General features: G+C 53.1%; 14 protein-coding genes and 2 tRNA genes. 13 read left to right on the top strand and 3 right to left on the bottom strand.

Going from position 1 to position 15,135, the window contains the following annotated elements; genetic code table 11:
- Positions 1-5 precede the first annotated feature (5 nt).
- The 9 genes from menD to K3T83_RS57310 all read left to right on the top strand — a co-directional run bounded on the left by menD (position 6) and on the right by K3T83_RS57310 (position 9,316).
- A complete protein-coding gene (menD, locus tag K3T83_RS26255) occupies positions 6-1,832 on the top strand; it encodes a 2-succinyl-5-enolpyruvyl-6-hydroxy-3-cyclohexene-1-carboxylic-acid synthase (RefSeq protein ID WP_220205885.1) in 1,827 nt (608 codons plus the stop codon).
- A 16-nt stretch (positions 1,833-1,848) separates the two neighbouring features.
- Positions 1,849-2,472 carry a hypothetical protein gene (locus K3T83_RS26250; RefSeq protein WP_220205884.1) on the top strand — a complete coding sequence of 208 codons (624 nt, stop codon included), beginning with the start codon at positions 1,849-1,851 and terminating at the stop codon, positions 2,470-2,472.
- A 19-nt stretch (positions 2,473-2,491) separates the two neighbouring features.
- Positions 2,492-3,307, top strand: coding sequence for a 2-succinyl-6-hydroxy-2,4-cyclohexadiene-1-carboxylate synthase (gene menH, locus K3T83_RS26245; RefSeq protein WP_220205883.1), 816 nt, complete (start codon positions 2,492-2,494; stop codon positions 3,305-3,307).
- 181 nt (positions 3,308-3,488) lie between these two features.
- A complete protein-coding gene (locus K3T83_RS26240) occupies positions 3,489-4,337 on the top strand; it encodes a phytanoyl-CoA dioxygenase family protein (protein WP_220205882.1) in 849 nt (282 codons plus the stop codon).
- Between the two features lie 331 nt (positions 4,338-4,668).
- On the top strand, positions 4,669-5,499 hold the full coding sequence (locus K3T83_RS26235; RefSeq protein ID WP_220205881.1) for an AraC family transcriptional regulator: 831 nt from the start codon (positions 4,669-4,671) through the stop codon (positions 5,497-5,499).
- Between the two features lie 167 nt (positions 5,500-5,666).
- The gene (gene menB, locus K3T83_RS26230) at positions 5,667-6,488 is read left to right on the top strand and encodes a 1,4-dihydroxy-2-naphthoyl-CoA synthase (RefSeq protein WP_220205880.1); all 822 of its coding nucleotides are present in this window, start codon (positions 5,667-5,669) and stop codon (positions 6,486-6,488) included.
- A 12-nt stretch (positions 6,489-6,500) separates the two neighbouring features.
- The gene (gene menC / locus K3T83_RS26225) at positions 6,501-7,607 is read left to right on the top strand and encodes an o-succinylbenzoate synthase (protein WP_220205879.1); all 1,107 of its coding nucleotides are present in this window, start codon (positions 6,501-6,503) and stop codon (positions 7,605-7,607) included.
- A gap of 18 nt (positions 7,608-7,625) precedes the next feature.
- Positions 7,626-9,152, top strand: a complete 1,527-nt coding sequence (locus tag K3T83_RS26220) for an o-succinylbenzoate--CoA ligase (protein ID WP_236064993.1) — start codon at positions 7,626-7,628, stop codon at positions 9,150-9,152.
- Positions 9,153-9,181: 29 nt separating this feature from the next.
- A complete protein-coding gene (locus K3T83_RS57310) occupies positions 9,182-9,316 on the top strand; it encodes a hypothetical protein (RefSeq protein WP_268963477.1) in 135 nt (44 codons plus the stop codon).
- A 75-nt stretch (positions 9,317-9,391) separates the two neighbouring features.
- Here the strand turns inward: K3T83_RS57310 and hemE are convergent, their stop codons facing one another.
- Entirely contained in the window at positions 9,392-10,489 is a 1,098-nt protein-coding gene (hemE, locus tag K3T83_RS26215) for a uroporphyrinogen decarboxylase (RefSeq protein ID WP_220205878.1), read from the bottom strand.
- 440 nt (positions 10,490-10,929) lie between these two features.
- Between hemE and K3T83_RS26210 the strand changes: the two genes are divergently transcribed.
- The 3 genes from K3T83_RS26210 to K3T83_RS26200 all read left to right on the top strand — a co-directional run bounded on the left by K3T83_RS26210 (position 10,930) and on the right by K3T83_RS26200 (position 13,093).
- Positions 10,930-11,256, top strand: coding sequence for a response regulator transcription factor (locus K3T83_RS26210; protein ID WP_220205877.1), 327 nt, complete (start codon positions 10,930-10,932; stop codon positions 11,254-11,256).
- A 141-nt stretch (positions 11,257-11,397) separates the two neighbouring features.
- Positions 11,398-12,780 (top strand): M20/M25/M40 family metallo-hydrolase, encoded by a 1,383-nt coding sequence (locus tag K3T83_RS26205; protein ID WP_220205876.1) that lies wholly within the window; start codon positions 11,398-11,400, stop codon positions 12,778-12,780.
- Between the two features lie 226 nt (positions 12,781-13,006).
- Positions 13,007-13,093, top strand: a tRNA-Ser gene (locus K3T83_RS26200).
- A gap of 63 nt (positions 13,094-13,156) precedes the next feature.
- On the opposite strand, the gene K3T83_RS58010 is transcribed toward K3T83_RS26200, so the two are convergent.
- Positions 13,157-13,312, bottom strand: a complete 156-nt coding sequence (locus K3T83_RS58010) for a hypothetical protein (RefSeq protein WP_236064992.1) — start codon at positions 13,310-13,312, stop codon at positions 13,157-13,159.
- 217 nt (positions 13,313-13,529) lie between these two features.
- On the opposite strand from K3T83_RS58010, the gene K3T83_RS26190 reads away from it, so the two are divergent.
- A tRNA-Trp gene (locus K3T83_RS26190) sits at positions 13,530-13,602 on the top strand.
- Between the two features lie 290 nt (positions 13,603-13,892).
- On the opposite strand, the gene K3T83_RS26185 is transcribed toward K3T83_RS26190, so the two are convergent.
- On the bottom strand, positions 13,893-15,107 hold the full coding sequence (locus K3T83_RS26185; RefSeq protein WP_220205875.1) for a sensor histidine kinase: 1,215 nt from the start codon (positions 15,105-15,107) through the stop codon (positions 13,893-13,895).
- Positions 15,108-15,135: the final 28 nt, after the last annotated feature.

The raw sequence follows: 15,135 nt of genomic DNA, 5'->3' as shown, positions 1-15,135 counted from the left end.
CAGCAATGGAACAGAACACAGTTGAACGACAAAAGCAGGCGAACCCGACCTATGTTTATGTCCATGCTTTTGTCGAGGAGCTAGCACGAGGTGGCATGCAACATGTCATCGTCTGCCCCGGCTCGCGCTCAACACCTCTGGCAATGGCGTTTGCAGCAAATCCCGCTATCCGTGTGTGGCTGCATATCGACGAGCGCTCCGCTGCCTTCTTTGGTTTGGGACTGGCGAAACGGCTTGATCAGCCGGTGGCACTGCTCTGCACGTCGGGAACGGCGGCTGCAAACTTCCTCCCGGCTATTGTCGAAGCGCATCTGACCCATATCCCCTTGCTGGTGTTGACGGCGGATCGGCCTCACGAGTTGCGTGATAATGGTGCGCCCCAGGCTATCGATCAAAACCGGCTGTATGGTACACACGTCAAATGGTTCGTTGATGTAGCGCTTCCCGAAGCCTCCAACGCGGCACTCCGCTATATTCGCACGCTAGCCAACCGCGCCGCGTCGCTTACGCAAGCGATCCCGGCTGGTCCGGTCCATCTCAATCTGCCATTTCGCGAACCGCTGATCCCCGAACCACTGGCCGAAGCACCCTTACCACCGGTCGAACAGCGTGATCCGCTGGCGTGGGATGGTCGGTTGGATGCTCCCTACATCAGTGTCAGTGAAGCGCAACTGGGCATTCCATCTGATACAACACTGCAACAGCTCTCCGAGCAGATCGGTAAGACAAAGCGCGGCCTGATCGTCGCAGGCACCTCGCTCGATCCCGATCTCATCGATCCGCTCACGAAGCTAGCACAACAAACGGGCTATCCCATCCTGGCTGATCCGCTCTCGCAACTGCGTTGTGGCCCACACGATCAGAGCCATATCCTTTCCAGCTATGATGCCTTTCTGCGCATCGACGCATTCGTTGAGCAGGCAGACCCAGAACTGATCCTCCGCTTTGGAGCCATGCCCACCGCCAAGCCACTACTACTCTACCTCAAACGCTACGCCACCTGTCCACAAATCGTCATCGACGGCAACGATGAATGGCAGGAACCAACGCAACTGGCCTCGGCGATGATTCACGCGAACCCGCTCGCCCTCTGCAACCGCCTGCTAGAGTCGCTGCCCATCAGCACAACAGAGACATGGTTGCAGCGCTGGCAAGGGGTCGATCAGGTCACACGGCAGGCATTGCATAGCACGCTTCAGGATTTCCCTGAGCTTTTCGAGGGGCGAGTCTTTACCGAACTGGCCGATCTGCTACCAGAGGGGACCACATTGTACGCGGGCAATAGCATGCCAGTGCGCGATCTGGACACCTTTTTCTGGAACAACGAGCGCACGATCCGTCTGCTGGGCAATCGTGGTGCCAGCGGCATTGACGGAGTGATTTCCAGTGCGTTAGGAGCAAGCGCGGCGGCTTCAGCTTCAGATTCTACTATGGGCAACAATGAGCCAACGGTCCTGGTGATCGGCGACCTCTCATTTTTCCACGACCTCAACGGCCTGCTCGCCGCCCGTCTACATAAGCTCAATCTGGTGATTGTACTGATCAACAATGATGGCGGTGGAATCTTCTCATTTCTGCCCCAGGCCACCTACCCGGAACACTTTGAGCAACTTTTCGGCACCCCGATTGGCCTGGATTTCAGCCACGCCGTACAGATGTATGGCGGCACATTTCAACGCTGCGAACAATGGGAAGATTTTCGCAGTTCCATCACACAGGGTATCAGCGCAGGAGGGCTGCACGTCGTCGAGGTGCGTACCGAACGAGCAAGCAACGTCAGCATGCATAGACAGCTCTGGAAAGCTGTTGCGGAGGCGCTCGATCAAAAGTGAAAACCGGGGGTGAGGTATGCCACAAGACATTTTGGACGCAGCATATGTAGCAGAGTTGCTACGTCGCCAAGGCACCCTGCAAGCCGAGGCACAACAGGTGATTGCTAAACTCAACCTGCACTCCTTGCTCTCGCAGGTCGGCAAACCGGAACAAATTGGCAGTTCGATGGCAGGGTTGATGGTCTGGCGCGATCTCGACTTTAACATTCTCTGTCCACATCCCACTCCCGATCTCATCTTCGCGGCGGTACAGCCATTGCTGGTCCATCCTCGCGTCACAAAGCTGCATTATCATAATGACACAGGCAAATATGCTCCTGCTGAACTACGCGGCGACGAACGCTACTATTTTGTAGTTTACTATGAGAACGAAGCAGGCAACGAATGGAAAATTGACCTCTCGTTCTGGCTCTCAGATGCTCCACGTACTCAGCTAGCATATATAGAGTACTTAAATCAAAAGATGACAGAGGAGACAAAGCTAGCAATCTTATGGATCAAGGATGTCTGGTGCCATCATGCGACCTACCCCTATCAAGTCGGCGGCACAGATATCTACAATGCCGTCCTCGAACACGGAGTACGAACGCCTGAGCAGTTCCGCAGCTATTTGCTGGAACATGGTATACCAGCCGAATAATGGTTTAAAAGGGAAATATATGCGTCTACGAGTCAACGGTGTGTATATCAGCATAGAGCAGCGTGGCAAGGCGAGCCAGCGTCCCCTGGTTCTCCTGCACGGCTTTACCGGCAGTGCTCGTGGGTGGGGATCTTTGCTGGATAAGCTAGCAAACAGCTTCCACGTAATCGCGCTCGACATGCTGGGGCATGGGCTATCAGATGAACCAAACGAGCCAGAACGCTATAGTATGGAGCATTGTCGAGCCGATATCATCGCAGTCTTGCAAAAGTTGGGCATTCAGGCCAATGAAGCGATTCTGCTTGGCTATTCGATGGGTGGACGTATCGCCCTCTACACGGCCTTCTCTGGCTACTTTCGCGCTCTGATCCTGGAAAGCGCCTCGCCCGGCATTGCCGATCCAGACGAGCGAGAGCAGCGCCGCAAGAGCGATTCGGCTCTGGCAGATCGTATCGAACGCGAAGGGGTTGCAGCCTTCGTCCACTACTGGGAACGTCTGCCCCTGTTTGCCAGCCAGGACGCGCTCTCTCCAGAACAACAAGAGGCTCTTCATCAACAACGACTAAACAATACTGCTCACGGGCTGGCAAACTGTTTGCGCGGCGTTGGCACCGGCACACAACCAGCACTACATGATGCCTTGCCAGAGCTTATACTCCCCGTTCTCCTGCTCACTGGCGAACTGGACAAGAAATTCTGTGCCATCGCGCAGGATATGAAATTTCAATTACCTCATGCACAATGGTCTGTAGTGCCGGGAGCAGGCCACACGGTTCACCTGGAACAGCCGGAGCAATTTGTGCAACTGGTAGTAGAGTTTTGCGCTACACTTTAACGTCACCTTCAGAGAAAGCGCAATTACAGACACATCTTGGACAATTTCTGCTATCGTCATAACGCTCTATGGCCCTTATACTTGCTCTAGAGAACAGCGTTCATCTGTTCTCATTCTCTAGCAGGTCACAGGCAAGGGAGAGGAAATTGCGTGCCTCCTCTTGCGGAACACAGGAAAGGGCATGGTTATGCTTTCTACGCTGAGTTTGAAAAGCACCTATGAAGAGCAAGGATATGTTGTTGCCCGTCAACTCTTCTCTCCCGATGAAGTGGCAGCGTTGCGCGAACATTATATGCAACTACGTGCGCAGGGATCTCACCCCGGCGATCTGATTGGCGTCGATGCTACCAGCAATGATCCGCTCAAACGCTATCCTCGCATGATCCATATGCACCGTTGGGATGATACCAGTTTGCGCTGGCTACTTGATGAGCGCCTCAATCATACGCTGACCACGTTAGCAGGTGAGGAAGTGTATGCGGTACAGACCATGCTCTACTTCAAACCGGCGGGAGCGCGTGGTCAGGCACTCCATCAAGATCAGTTTTTTCTCAAGGTCCAGCCTGGAACGTGTATGGCGGCGTGGCTCGCCCTGGACCGCTGCGACGAAGCGAACGGCTGCATGCAGGTTGTTTCAGGAAGCCATGATTGGCCCATCCTTTGCACGACACAGGCCGACACCACTCAGAGCTTTACCGATGTGACGGTCCCGATTCCACCAGAGCAGGAGATTCAACCGATACCGATGGAGCCGGGTGATGTCCTCTTCTTCAATGGCAGGCTGGTACATGGCAGCTTGCCGAATACCACCGCTGACCGCTTCCGTCGCGCATTGATCGGCCATTACATCACCGGCAATGCCGAACAAGCCACAACATTTATGCAACCAATATTACGTATGGATGGCAGCGTTGTCACACTTGAGGCAATAGAGCCGGGCGGTCCCTGTGGCGTGTGGGTGGAAAAGGATGGGCAGCCAGTGATCGAGGTGAGCGGCACTGAAAACATGACCTCTTTCCGCAGCGAATAAGAACGGCACCGCACAATGATGCAGGGCTTTCCAATTCTCCCATCTAGCGGGAGTGCAGAGGGCGGCAGCCCTTTGCCGGGGTGCGGGGTGTCCCCGCAAAAACCTTTTTTCTTCTCTTTTGCGCGCCGCCGCAGGCGGCGCGCGAAGGAGGGAAGGAAACTGGGGACGCCCCAGGCCCCGGCAGGGAGACCCCTGCACCCCTTTGAGCGGAGAACTGGAAAGCCCTGCACAATGATGACCTCTTCTGGATGAAAATACTGCTATCGGATATACTACTCAGATAGAAGATATTCTCTACAAGAGAGGCCATCGTTGGAAAAGGTGCTGTAGTATGCAACATGACGAGCGTTTTTGGCCCCAGGAGGTGAGCGTTGGTGAGGTGATCTATCCCCCGGGGGGAACACTGGGGCCACGCTATCAGAAGACGCTCCAACTGGTGCTGCTCCACTCGGGACATATGCGTCTGTGGGTTGATGGCACGCTACGAGAAGCGCCTTCAAGGTCTGTCTGCATCCTGCTCCCCGAACACGAAGAATATTTTGCCTTTGACACGGCAGGTGAAACGCATCATAGCTGGGTGCATATCGCACTGCCAACCTTTGCCTCTGAGCTGCTTGCGCGCCTGCAAAGGTTGTCCTGGCCCTTGCCGTTGTCTCCCTCGATGACTCAGCTTATGCGTGAGGCGCTGCAACTGCCAACCATGCCTCTCTCCACCTCACAGGAGATGCTCAAATCGCTGGCTCTCCTGATGCTCTGGCGCTATATTGGAGAAGGCGAACATGCGCTCGTGCCAGCAAACGGCTCTACTAATGGCCCTCCGCCTGCTCCGCTGATTCAGGCGCAACAATTTATCCTGACACATCTTCAGGAGCCGCTCACGCTCCAACAGATCGCAGAGTTCGCGGCAGTGAGTCCTTTTCACTTGATACGCCTCTTTCAAAAATATCTCACGCTCACCCCGATTGCATATCTCTGGCAGCAGCGGGTCATGGAAGGGGTGAAAATGCTCGAACAAACTGGATTGCCGATAGGCACTATCGCTTATCAGTGCGGGTTCCAGTCTCGCTATCACTTTTCGCGCCGCATCCGCCAGGAAACTGGGTTCACGCCACAGGAGGTGCGCCGCCGCTTCTGGCAACAAAACTCCCATGAGGCAAAGTAACCATGAGTGAGGGCGAGGCATGTAATGTCTCACCCTCCGTTATATCGTAATACGATGTATAATAAGAAAAGTTTTCCTTGCTCAATTCCGGCTTCTGCACTATAGTAAAGAGTAGGAAAACGACCATACCCGCATGTTTTTACAAACCTTGAAAGGTAGATTATTCTATGTCGTCAGTTGAATGGGAAAAAATAGGTGACTACACCGACATTATTTTTGAGAAGGCGGAAGGGATGGGCAAAATCACCATCAACCGCCCGGAGGTGCGCAACGCGTTCCGCCCGGAAACGTTGAACGAACTCATCAACGCCTTCGAGAGATGCCGCGAAGATCAGGAGATCGGCGTCGTGATCCTGACCGGCGCAGGCGATAAAGCCTTCTGTTCCGGCGGCGATCAGAAAGTGCGCGGTGAAGGTGGCTATGTTGGCAGCGATGGCGTCCCCAGGCTCAACGCCCTTGACCTGCAAAAATCCATCAAATATCTGCCCAAACCGGTTATTGCGATGGTGGCAGGCTATGCTATTGGTGGCGGTCACGTTCTTCATCTCCTCTGCGATCTGACCATTGCAGCCGATAATGCACGCTTCGGACAGACCGGACCACGTGTTGGTAGCTTCGATGCAGGCTGGGGCGCAACTTATATGGCTCGCGTCGTCGGACATAAAAAGGCGCGCGAGATCTGGTATCTCTGCCGCCAGTACACAGCGCAGGAAGCCCTGGATATGGGTCTGGTCAATACGGTTGTGCCGTTGGAGCTCCTGGAAGAGGAAACAATCCAGTGGGCCAGGGAGATTCTGGAAAAAAGTCCGGTTGCCCTGCGCTTCCTGAAGTCTGCCTTCAATGCCGATACTGATGGTCTCGCTGGCATTCAAGAACTGGCTGGCAACGCCACAATGCTCTTCTACATGACCGAAGAGGGGAAAGAGGGACGCAACGCCTTCCTGGAGAAGCGCAAGCCCGATTTCTCCAGATTCCCACGTCTCCCATAGGTTGCTACGCGCATGGCAATTACGAAGATGCGATGGTATCCCTATAGCGTCCCATTTCGTCACCCCTTTACCACTGCACATGGAACGCTGACGATGCGCGAAGGAGCCATAGTAGAAGTTTTTGTTGAAGGAAACGGCTCTGGCATAGGGGAGATCGCCCCTATGCCGGAATTTGGGGGCGAAACGCTCGATGCTGCCCTGACAATCCTTCCATCCATCGCCGCTCACCTGTCGGGGCGAACTTTGATCGAGGCGTTGAACTACGTATCTATCCAGCAGGAAGCGGGAGAACTGCCTGCTGGGGTCGCCTGCGGACTGGAAATCGCGCTCCTCGACGCCCTTGGCAAACAAGAGGGATGCAGCATAAGCACGTTACTGGCAACGAATGCAGCGAAAACAGTAGTGGCAGCGAATGCGGTTATTGGAGCGCAACCAGTTGAGGCGGCGGCACGTCAGGCTCGTGAGGCGGTAGCTGCTGGCTTTCGTTGCCTCAAACTCAAAATAGGACACGGCCTGTATGAAGAGATCGAGCGGGTTGCGGCTGTGCGCAAAGCGGTCGGACCGGAGATCCATCTGCGGCTGGATGGCAACGAAGGGTGGAGCTTTGAACAGGCCCGCACGATTCTCGCAGCCTGCGAACCGTTCGCGATACAATATGTCGAACAACCCCTGCGCGTTTACGATCTCAGCGGCATGTACCGGCTTCGTCAGGAGGTTTCCATCCCCATCGCCGCAGATGAAGCTGTCTACAACCTGGAGAGTGCCCGCCGTGTTCTGGATTGGCAGGCAGCCGATGTTTTGATCGTCAAGCCACAACTGGTCGGAGGGCTACGTGTGGGACAGCGCATTGTGTACGAAGCGGCAAAATATGATGTTCCATGTGTTGTAACCAGCATGATAGAAACCGGCGTTGGACTGCTCGGCGCGCTCCATCTGGCCGCCGCGCTTCCTTACATTACGCTCGAATGCGGCTTTGCCACGCTACCACTTCTTGCCGACAATCTCATCTGCGAGCCTTGCTCTCTCCAGCATGGTATCCTGGTCGTTCCGCAACAACCAGGGTTGGGTGTAACACTTGATAGAACAGCGCTGGCAAAATATCGTAGGACCATACAATAACGTCATGAGAGAACTATAGTGGACATATCTGATACATCACTTGCTCGCTGGTTGCCCGATTGGTTGCAGCGCTGTGCCGAAAATACGCCCGATCATCTGGCTGTGAAATGTGGAGCGGTGCGCTGGAGCTTTGCAGATTTAGATCAACGGGCCAATCGTCTTGCACGCCAGATCGCCACGCTTGGCGTGCAGGAGGGGAGCCGCGTCGCTCTACTTGCCACCAATGGCCTCCCCTATGTCGCCTGTGTGCATGCCCTGACTCGTCTTGGTGCCATCCTTGTTCCGCTCAATACGCGCCTGACCCCGCAGGAACTTTGCTGGCAATTACAGGATGTAAAAGCCATGCTGTTGTTAAGCGATTCTCGCTATGCCTCGCTAGCCGACGAGTTGCAGCTGCCTGATATCCCTCACACCACCTTGATTGCCGATGTCGCAGGAAATGTCTCTCTAGAGGCGATACCAGTGGCAGAAAGCGAGTGTTCCTTACGCTCACTGATCGATCTCAACGCAACTCAGGTGATTATGTATACTTCTGGCACCACCGGTCATCCAAAGGGAGTCATTATCACTTACGGGATGCAGTGGTGGAATGCTATTGGTTCAGCCCTCAATCTAGGACACCAGCCCGATGATTGCTGGCTGGCCTGCATGCCACTCTTTCATATTGGTGGCCTCTCCATCTTGATGCGCAGTGTTATTTATAACATCAGCGTTGTGTTGCATGAGAGATTCGAGGCGGAGGCAATCAATAGAGCGATCAGCGAGGATGGTGTAACGATTATCTCGGTAGTGGCGGTGATGCTGCAACGCATGCTGGCGGCGCTCGATGCCGATCACAAACAATACCCAACTGTGCTGCGCTGCGTCCTGCTGGGAGGTGGTCCCGCACCCCGTCCATTATTAGAAGATTGCGCCAGACGCGCTATCCCGGTCGTACAGACCTATGGCCTGACCGAATCGTGCTCTCAAGCTGTTACGCTTTCACCTGCCGATGCGCTGCGCAAGCTGGGTTCTGCCGGGCGTCCGTTGCCCCCCGTGCAGCTACGTATCATGCGCGATCAGCAACCAGCGCAACCGGGAGAAGAAGGGGTAATTTACCTCAAAGGACCAACGATTACGCCGGGCTACGCAGAACGTCCCGAAGCCACAACGCAGGCGTTCCACGATGGTTGGCTCTCAACTGGCGATATGGGCTATCTCGATGCGGAGGGCTATCTCTATGTGCTGGATCGGCGCTCGGATCTCATTATCTCCGGCGGCGAAAATGTCTATCCAGCAGAGATCGAGGCAATCTTGCTCGCTCACCCTGACGTTGAAGAGGTGGGGGTCTGTGGGCGGGCCGATGTACAGTGGGGACAGGTGCCAGTAGCTTTCATTCGGCAACGGACCGGAAGCGATGTACAGGCTGCAAGTTTGCTAGCGTATGCCGCAGAACGGCTCGCTCGCTACAAACATCCCAAAGCGATCTACTTTGTCGAGCACCTTCCTCGAAATTCTGCCGGGAAGCTGGTACGACGCGAGTTGATAAAACTGTTGCCTGTATAATAATAAATGGAGAAGGGGTATCGATGTATATGGCAAATGGTGGAGGGAACACCACCCGAATATGGCAGGGGCGACGGCTTGTCCTCGCTTGCTGTTCCTTCATCCTGCCTGGGGAGCCGGGCGAGGACAAGCCGTCGCCCCTGCCATATTCGGTCATCCCCTAAGATTTCGCGAATGCACCAAGTATGAGGTTTAACAACAGCTTACACATATTCTCTCTTATCGTCACAGATGATTGTCTATCCAACCGGAAGAGATGCGGCGCGCGTGACACTATATTCATGGACCATATCGGCGAGCCGACGCACGGTATCAAGTGGCGTCTGTGGCAAAATGCCGTGACCCAGGTTGAAGATATGGCCGGGCCGCCCTGCTGCCTGATCAAGAATCTGCTTCGCACGCTTCTCCACCTCGGGCCAGGGAGCGAGCAGAACCACAGGGTCCAGGTTGCCCTGAATGGCGGTACCGGGTCGCAGTCGTTGCCAGGCAGTGTCCAGATCGGTATGCCAGTCCACGCCTATCACATCGCCACCAGCCTCCTGAATAACATCGAGCATGCCGCTAGTATTGGTGCTGAAATGAATGATAGGGACGTTGCCCTGACGAGCGATTTCGATAACGCGACGGCTGTACGGTAACACATGTTCGCGATAATCGGCAGGACTCAGTGCTCCCACCCAGCTATCGAACAGTTGTAACGCCTGGGCACCAGCTCTTGCCTGCTCCAACAAATACTGCCCCACCATCTCACTGAGCTTACTCATCAGTAGATGCCAGGCGGTTGGATCGCTCATCAACAATCCTTTGGTGAGGACATACGAACGGCTACCTTCACCCTCGATAGCGTACGATGCCAGCGTAAAAGGGGCACCACTGAAGCCGATCAGTGGAATACCGCGTGGGTCCAGTTCTTTGCGAGCAAGCCGCACCGCCTGAAGCGTAAACCAGAGATGCTCCTGGGGATTCGCCACTCTCAGCGCCTCTACGTCTGCCCTGGTGCGCACGGGATTATGGATTACTGGCCCCTCACCTTTGACAAATTCCAGGTGCAGGCCCATCGCTTCCAGAGGGGGCAAGATATCGGCAAAAATGATGGCAGCGTCCACGTTCATAGCATGTATTGGCTGCATTGTGACTTCACAGGCCAGTTCCGGGGTCTTAATCATTTCTAGAATGCTATATTTTTCTCGCAATGCACGATATTCAGACATGTAGCGACCGGCCTGACGCATAAACCAGACGGGAGTAGCATCAACAGGTCGGCTATGGCAGGCATTCAAAAAACGAACGAGACTGGCATTCGTCTGCGCCGGCGAGGAGAGCGAAAACTGTGGCATACATCTTCCTTACTTCTCAATGTAAGAGATCACCAACCAGCAAATGTATATGCAGGTATTTTCTCATCGATTTTATTCAGAATATTTCATATCATAACGTGATTACCCCGGCATTGCAACTACAAATCTCACAAAATCTCTAGCTTCTGCATATTTTGACAAAGATTTTCCAGAATTTATCACCTTACTCTTATCCAATAGTACTAGCAGCAAATATAATAATACAGGCCAAATTATTCATGTATAACACTTATTTTTATATATTTTACGAAGCTCAAGTATTCATTATTGCCTCATTACTTACTACATTCTTATCAATTTGTTTTTCATATGATAATTCAAACGATATTTTAATGCGTCACAAATATTTTCTATGCTATAGTAATGCGAATTGTGATGAAGGTTGTAGAGGCTCTTATACAAGAGCAAGGAGTAGAAGTATGCATATTGTGGTGATCGAAGAGGAACTGTCTATACGGGACATTGTACAGCATGCGCTGGAACTGGACGGACACGAAGTAGATGTCTATCCAGAGGCTCCTGAAACACTTTCTTGTTGCGATCTTGTGATTATCGAACCAGGAGAGCAAGGGCAAGCCTTTCCTGCTATCTGGCGGCTGACACAGCGCCAACATCTCCCAGTGCTTATACTGACCTTTCACGAGTGGAATATTGACCTGGCTCAAAAACTTCGCCTCCCCATCATACGCAAAATCCCCTTCCACCTGGCTCAATTGCTGGATATGGTCGATTCGATCAGTGCTTGAGGAAAACGGCCTCAAGTTGAGTGTATAATTTGCTATATCGGCTCATCACTCCATCTATGCCAATGGAGTGATGAGCCGCACAGATATACATCTTTTCTTTGATCCTCCACTTGTGATATTACAGCAAAAGGAGCTGGCCTTATGCCACAGTCAGAACGAATGCAACAACTCGCGCCCGTCCTCGCCTGGATCGACTCGCACCGCGATGCCGCTCTCACCCATCTTCAACAGTTCTGCCGTCAACCAAGCGTTGCCGCTCAAAATTGGGGTATGGAAGAGATGGCAAAGATGGTAGAGGCCTCACTGAGCGAGCTTGGTGCTGCGACGCAGATCATCGCAACAGAGGGCTATCCGGTCGTCGTCGGACAGCTTGCAGGAGATTCAGCGCGTCGTCTGGCAATCTACAATCACTATGATGTACAGCCGCCAGAGCCTCTCGACGCCTGGAGCTTTCCACCCTTTGATGCCACCATCCACGATGGCTATCTCTATGCGCGAGGCGTTGCCGACAACAAAGGAAATCTGGTTGCACGTCTCTGGGCAGCGCGTGCATGGCGTGAGGTATATGGGTCATTGCCCTGTCATGTAACGTTTCTATTTGAAGGGGAAGAAGAGATCGGCAGCCCCCACCTTGGTTCATTCGCTGCTGCCAATCGTGATCTCATCAATGCCGATGCCTGCCTGTGGGAAACTGGTTATCGCGATGCAGAAGGAGCGCTGGGCATCTATGCCGGGGTCAAAGGCATCCTCTACATCGAATTGCGTACGCGAGGCACGGCCTACGATCTGCATTCCAGCAATGCTCCACTCGCTCCCAATGCGGTCTGGAGGCTTATCGCGGCCCTGAATGCGCTGCGAGATGCGGAGGGAAATATCCTTATCCCTCACTTTTACGATGATGTCAAAGCACCGAGCGAACGCGAGCGAGAACTTCTGGCACGCTTCCCAGTCAATGTCGAGGCATACCAGAAGAGCTGGGAAAGCGCGATCCTCCCTGGGCCATCTGGAAGTCAGACAACACCGACCGAACGACTGCTCTACGCGCCAACCTGCAACATCTGTGGCATCTGGGGCGGCTATAGCGGCTCCGGCTCAAAGACGGTCATACCTGCAATCGCCGGCGTCAAAATCGACTTCCGACTGGTGCCCGATCAAGATCCTCAGAAGATTCTGGGTCATCTGAGACGCTATCTGACAGAGCGGGGCTTTGATGACGTAGAGGTGATTGAACTAGAAGGGACGGAATATCCGGGACAGAGTCCAATCGATACTCCGTTGTTAGAGGCACTGGTACGTTCTGCTCGCACGATCTATGGCATAGAGCCGCATGTCCAGGTTCGCACTGCTGGCACCGGACCGATGGAGGCACTCAGCCAGCGCTATGGCATTCCGGCGATTGGCGGTGCTGGCGTCGGTCATAGCGAATCGCGCACCCACGCGCCCAACGAAAATATTCGCGTGGACGACTACATTCTAAACATCAAGCACGTCGCCGCGCTACTGGCCGAATTTGCAGCAATGTAAGTAGTATGCAATAGCATCATGCGAGGTTTTACGACGTAAAACCTCGCATGATGTGACACAGGCAAACCCCTATACGAGAAAAGGATAAATCAGGAGAAGTATTGTCTGTCCTGGATCAATCTTCTTCGTTGCTCAGAAAATATCCAGAAAATACCTTGACAATTAGTGCGCCGTGCCTTATACTAAGACCCGATAAAGCGGTTCTTTAAGAAAGAGCCATCTACATGGAGAGGTCGCATAGTGGCCTAGTGCGGCGGTTTGCTAAACCGCTGAGGGAGCAATCCCTCCGAGGGTTCGAATCCCTCCCTCTCCGCCTTAAGTATTTTACTTTCCAGCCGAGCTTTCCCCCTTCGTCCGAGTGTTGTACCTCTTTTTGTTAAATTTCATAATCTTCTGCCCAGTGAAAACGCAGAGCATCTATTTCCTCATATGGAACCACACGAGTACTTTTATGGTTGCCGCGAACAAGGCCTGCACTTTTAAAACGCAGCGTCATATTCGAGCTTGTAGGAGCTTCATCAACTTTTACCATGTAAACCTTTCCATTATCAGGAAGATACACCGCAAAATACTCAGCCTTTCCTATATATGTTTTCTTAAGATTTATCCCACGCCTATTCGCCGTAACAGAGATAGTACAGAAGGTTTAAACGCGAGGGATTGATTGGCAAATTATGGGGCAGACAATAAGGAGTATCTCAGGGTATTGACAAATGTTGCGTTCTCTGCTATTATCATTTCACGAACTTAGGGGTGTAGCTCAGTTGGTAGAGCAGCCGTCTCCAAAACGGCCGGTCGGGGGTTCGAGTCCTCTCGCCCCTGTCAAAACCGCTTGAATCCAGGATTCAAGCGGTTTTTTCTTGCCATTTTTACAGCTACACACCACTTTCTCCTCCTGATATCTCCAAGATATTTTTCTGATAAGCACCTGGTAATTGATTTTCTACAATTCAGCTTTATACTATCCACAGCAAGAACATTTGTCCTTCCTCAACAAAATACAGGGAGAAAAACATGCCTACAAAACATTGTCGTGGCTGTGATCAAATAAAAGACATCGAAGATTTTAATTGGAAAGATAAAAATGCGGGCCTGCATCAATCAAGATGTCGTTAGCGCAAGGGTAGCTTCACAAAAAAGCTGCTGCCCTTGCCGGGTTGCGACTCGCACCAGATCTGGCCCTCGTGCCGCTCGACGATCTCTCTGGAAATCGCCAGACCAAGCCCTAAGCCCTGCTTGGTCGATGCCTCTGCATCAGGAGTACGATAGAAGGTCTCGAAGATTTGCGCCTGCTGATCCTCTGGAATGCCTTTACCATAATCGCGAACCTGAATGAGTACATCCTCTGGCTCCTGCTGCACACACACCTCCACAGCACTCTCTTCGGGCGAGTACTTCACGGCATTGCTGACCAGATTGACAAGCACCTGAGAAATACGATCAGCATCAATCGAGAGCTTCACCGGCTCAGAGGGCATATCCAGAAGAATTGAACGGCCAGTTAACAAACGCTGATCCTCCACCACCTCGCGACAAATATCCCTTAGATCGGTCCGGCGTTTACGCAACTCGGCTTTGCCATTGCGAATACTGCTGACATCAAGCAGTTCATCAATCAAGGAAGTCAGGCGCGAGGTCTGATCGTTGATGCGCTCTAAAGCGCTCTGCACCCCCTCCAGATTATCTGGCGACGACCGCTGCTTGGAGAGACGACGCAGCGCTAACTGGGCCTGACCGCGAATGGTGGTAATTGGCGTCTTGAGTTCGTGAGAAGCAATCGAGAGAAAACGATCCTTCATCTGACTGGCATCTTCCAGTTTCCTATTGATCTCCTCCAACTCTTGCGCATACTCCTGCAACTCCTGCTCGGCCATCAGCGTCTTTAAGCGGGCGCGCTCACGTTGGGCCGTAATGATCGCCACGATCATACCGGAGACAAGGAAAGGCAACAACTGCACACCATCTACCCAATTCCTGATGAGAAACTGATTGGGTGGGAGCGCAAAATTGTATTCAAGCAGAACCGCACTCAAGAACAGGGTAAACAGCGAGGGGCCAACCCCCCAGACAGTCGCAACAATCAGCACTGCCAGTATAAGCAAAGCGCTGGGAAAGTGAAAATCACCCAGCGCTCCTCTAAGCGTACTGGTAGTCAATAGAGCAAGTGCTACCAGGGGAACGCTAGCGAGATAGCCGACAAGCGGCTGACGCCAAACTGGTATCTTCGCCTTATACTGGCGGCGCAGAGCCTTTCGTTGCGCCAGACTCATCCGTTCGAGACGGCGCCCCCGGCTATCAATATAAACATCGGTATGGGTAGCTCTCATTCTTATCCCACCATCGTACGCACAATAT

Source organism: Reticulibacter mediterranei, from assembly GCF_016587455.1.
Note: the sequence above shows the minus strand (reverse complement) of the source record. Positions and strands in the feature narration are given on the sequence as shown.

Coding starts and splice junctions, on each gene's coding strand:
- menD (WP_220205885.1), top strand. CDS start 6: ATGGAACAGAACACAGTTGAACGACAAAAGCAGGCGAACCCGACCTAT.
- K3T83_RS26250 (WP_220205884.1), top strand. CDS start 1,849: ATGCCACAAGACATTTTGGACGCAGCATATGTAGCAGAGTTGCTACGT.
- menH (WP_220205883.1), top strand. CDS start 2,492: ATGCGTCTACGAGTCAACGGTGTGTATATCAGCATAGAGCAGCGTGGC.
- K3T83_RS26240 (WP_220205882.1), top strand. CDS start 3,489: ATGGTTATGCTTTCTACGCTGAGTTTGAAAAGCACCTATGAAGAGCAA.
- K3T83_RS26235 (WP_220205881.1), top strand. CDS start 4,669: ATGCAACATGACGAGCGTTTTTGGCCCCAGGAGGTGAGCGTTGGTGAG.
- menB (WP_220205880.1), top strand. CDS start 5,667: ATGTCGTCAGTTGAATGGGAAAAAATAGGTGACTACACCGACATTATT.
- menC (WP_220205879.1), top strand. CDS start 6,501: ATGGCAATTACGAAGATGCGATGGTATCCCTATAGCGTCCCATTTCGT.
- K3T83_RS57310 (WP_268963477.1), top strand. CDS start 9,182: ATGGCAAATGGTGGAGGGAACACCACCCGAATATGGCAGGGGCGACGG.
- hemE (WP_220205878.1), bottom strand. CDS start 10,489: ATGCCACAGTTTTCGCTCTCCTCGCCGGCGCAGACGAATGCCAGTCTC.
- K3T83_RS26210 (WP_220205877.1), top strand. CDS start 10,930: ATGCATATTGTGGTGATCGAAGAGGAACTGTCTATACGGGACATTGTA.
- K3T83_RS26205 (WP_220205876.1), top strand. CDS start 11,398: ATGCCACAGTCAGAACGAATGCAACAACTCGCGCCCGTCCTCGCCTGG.
- K3T83_RS58010 (WP_236064992.1), bottom strand. CDS start 13,312: ATGGTAAAAGTTGATGAAGCTCCTACAAGCTCGAATATGACGCTGCGT.
- K3T83_RS26185 (WP_220205875.1), bottom strand. CDS start 15,107: ATGAGAGCTACCCATACCGATGTTTATATTGATAGCCGGGGGCGCCGT.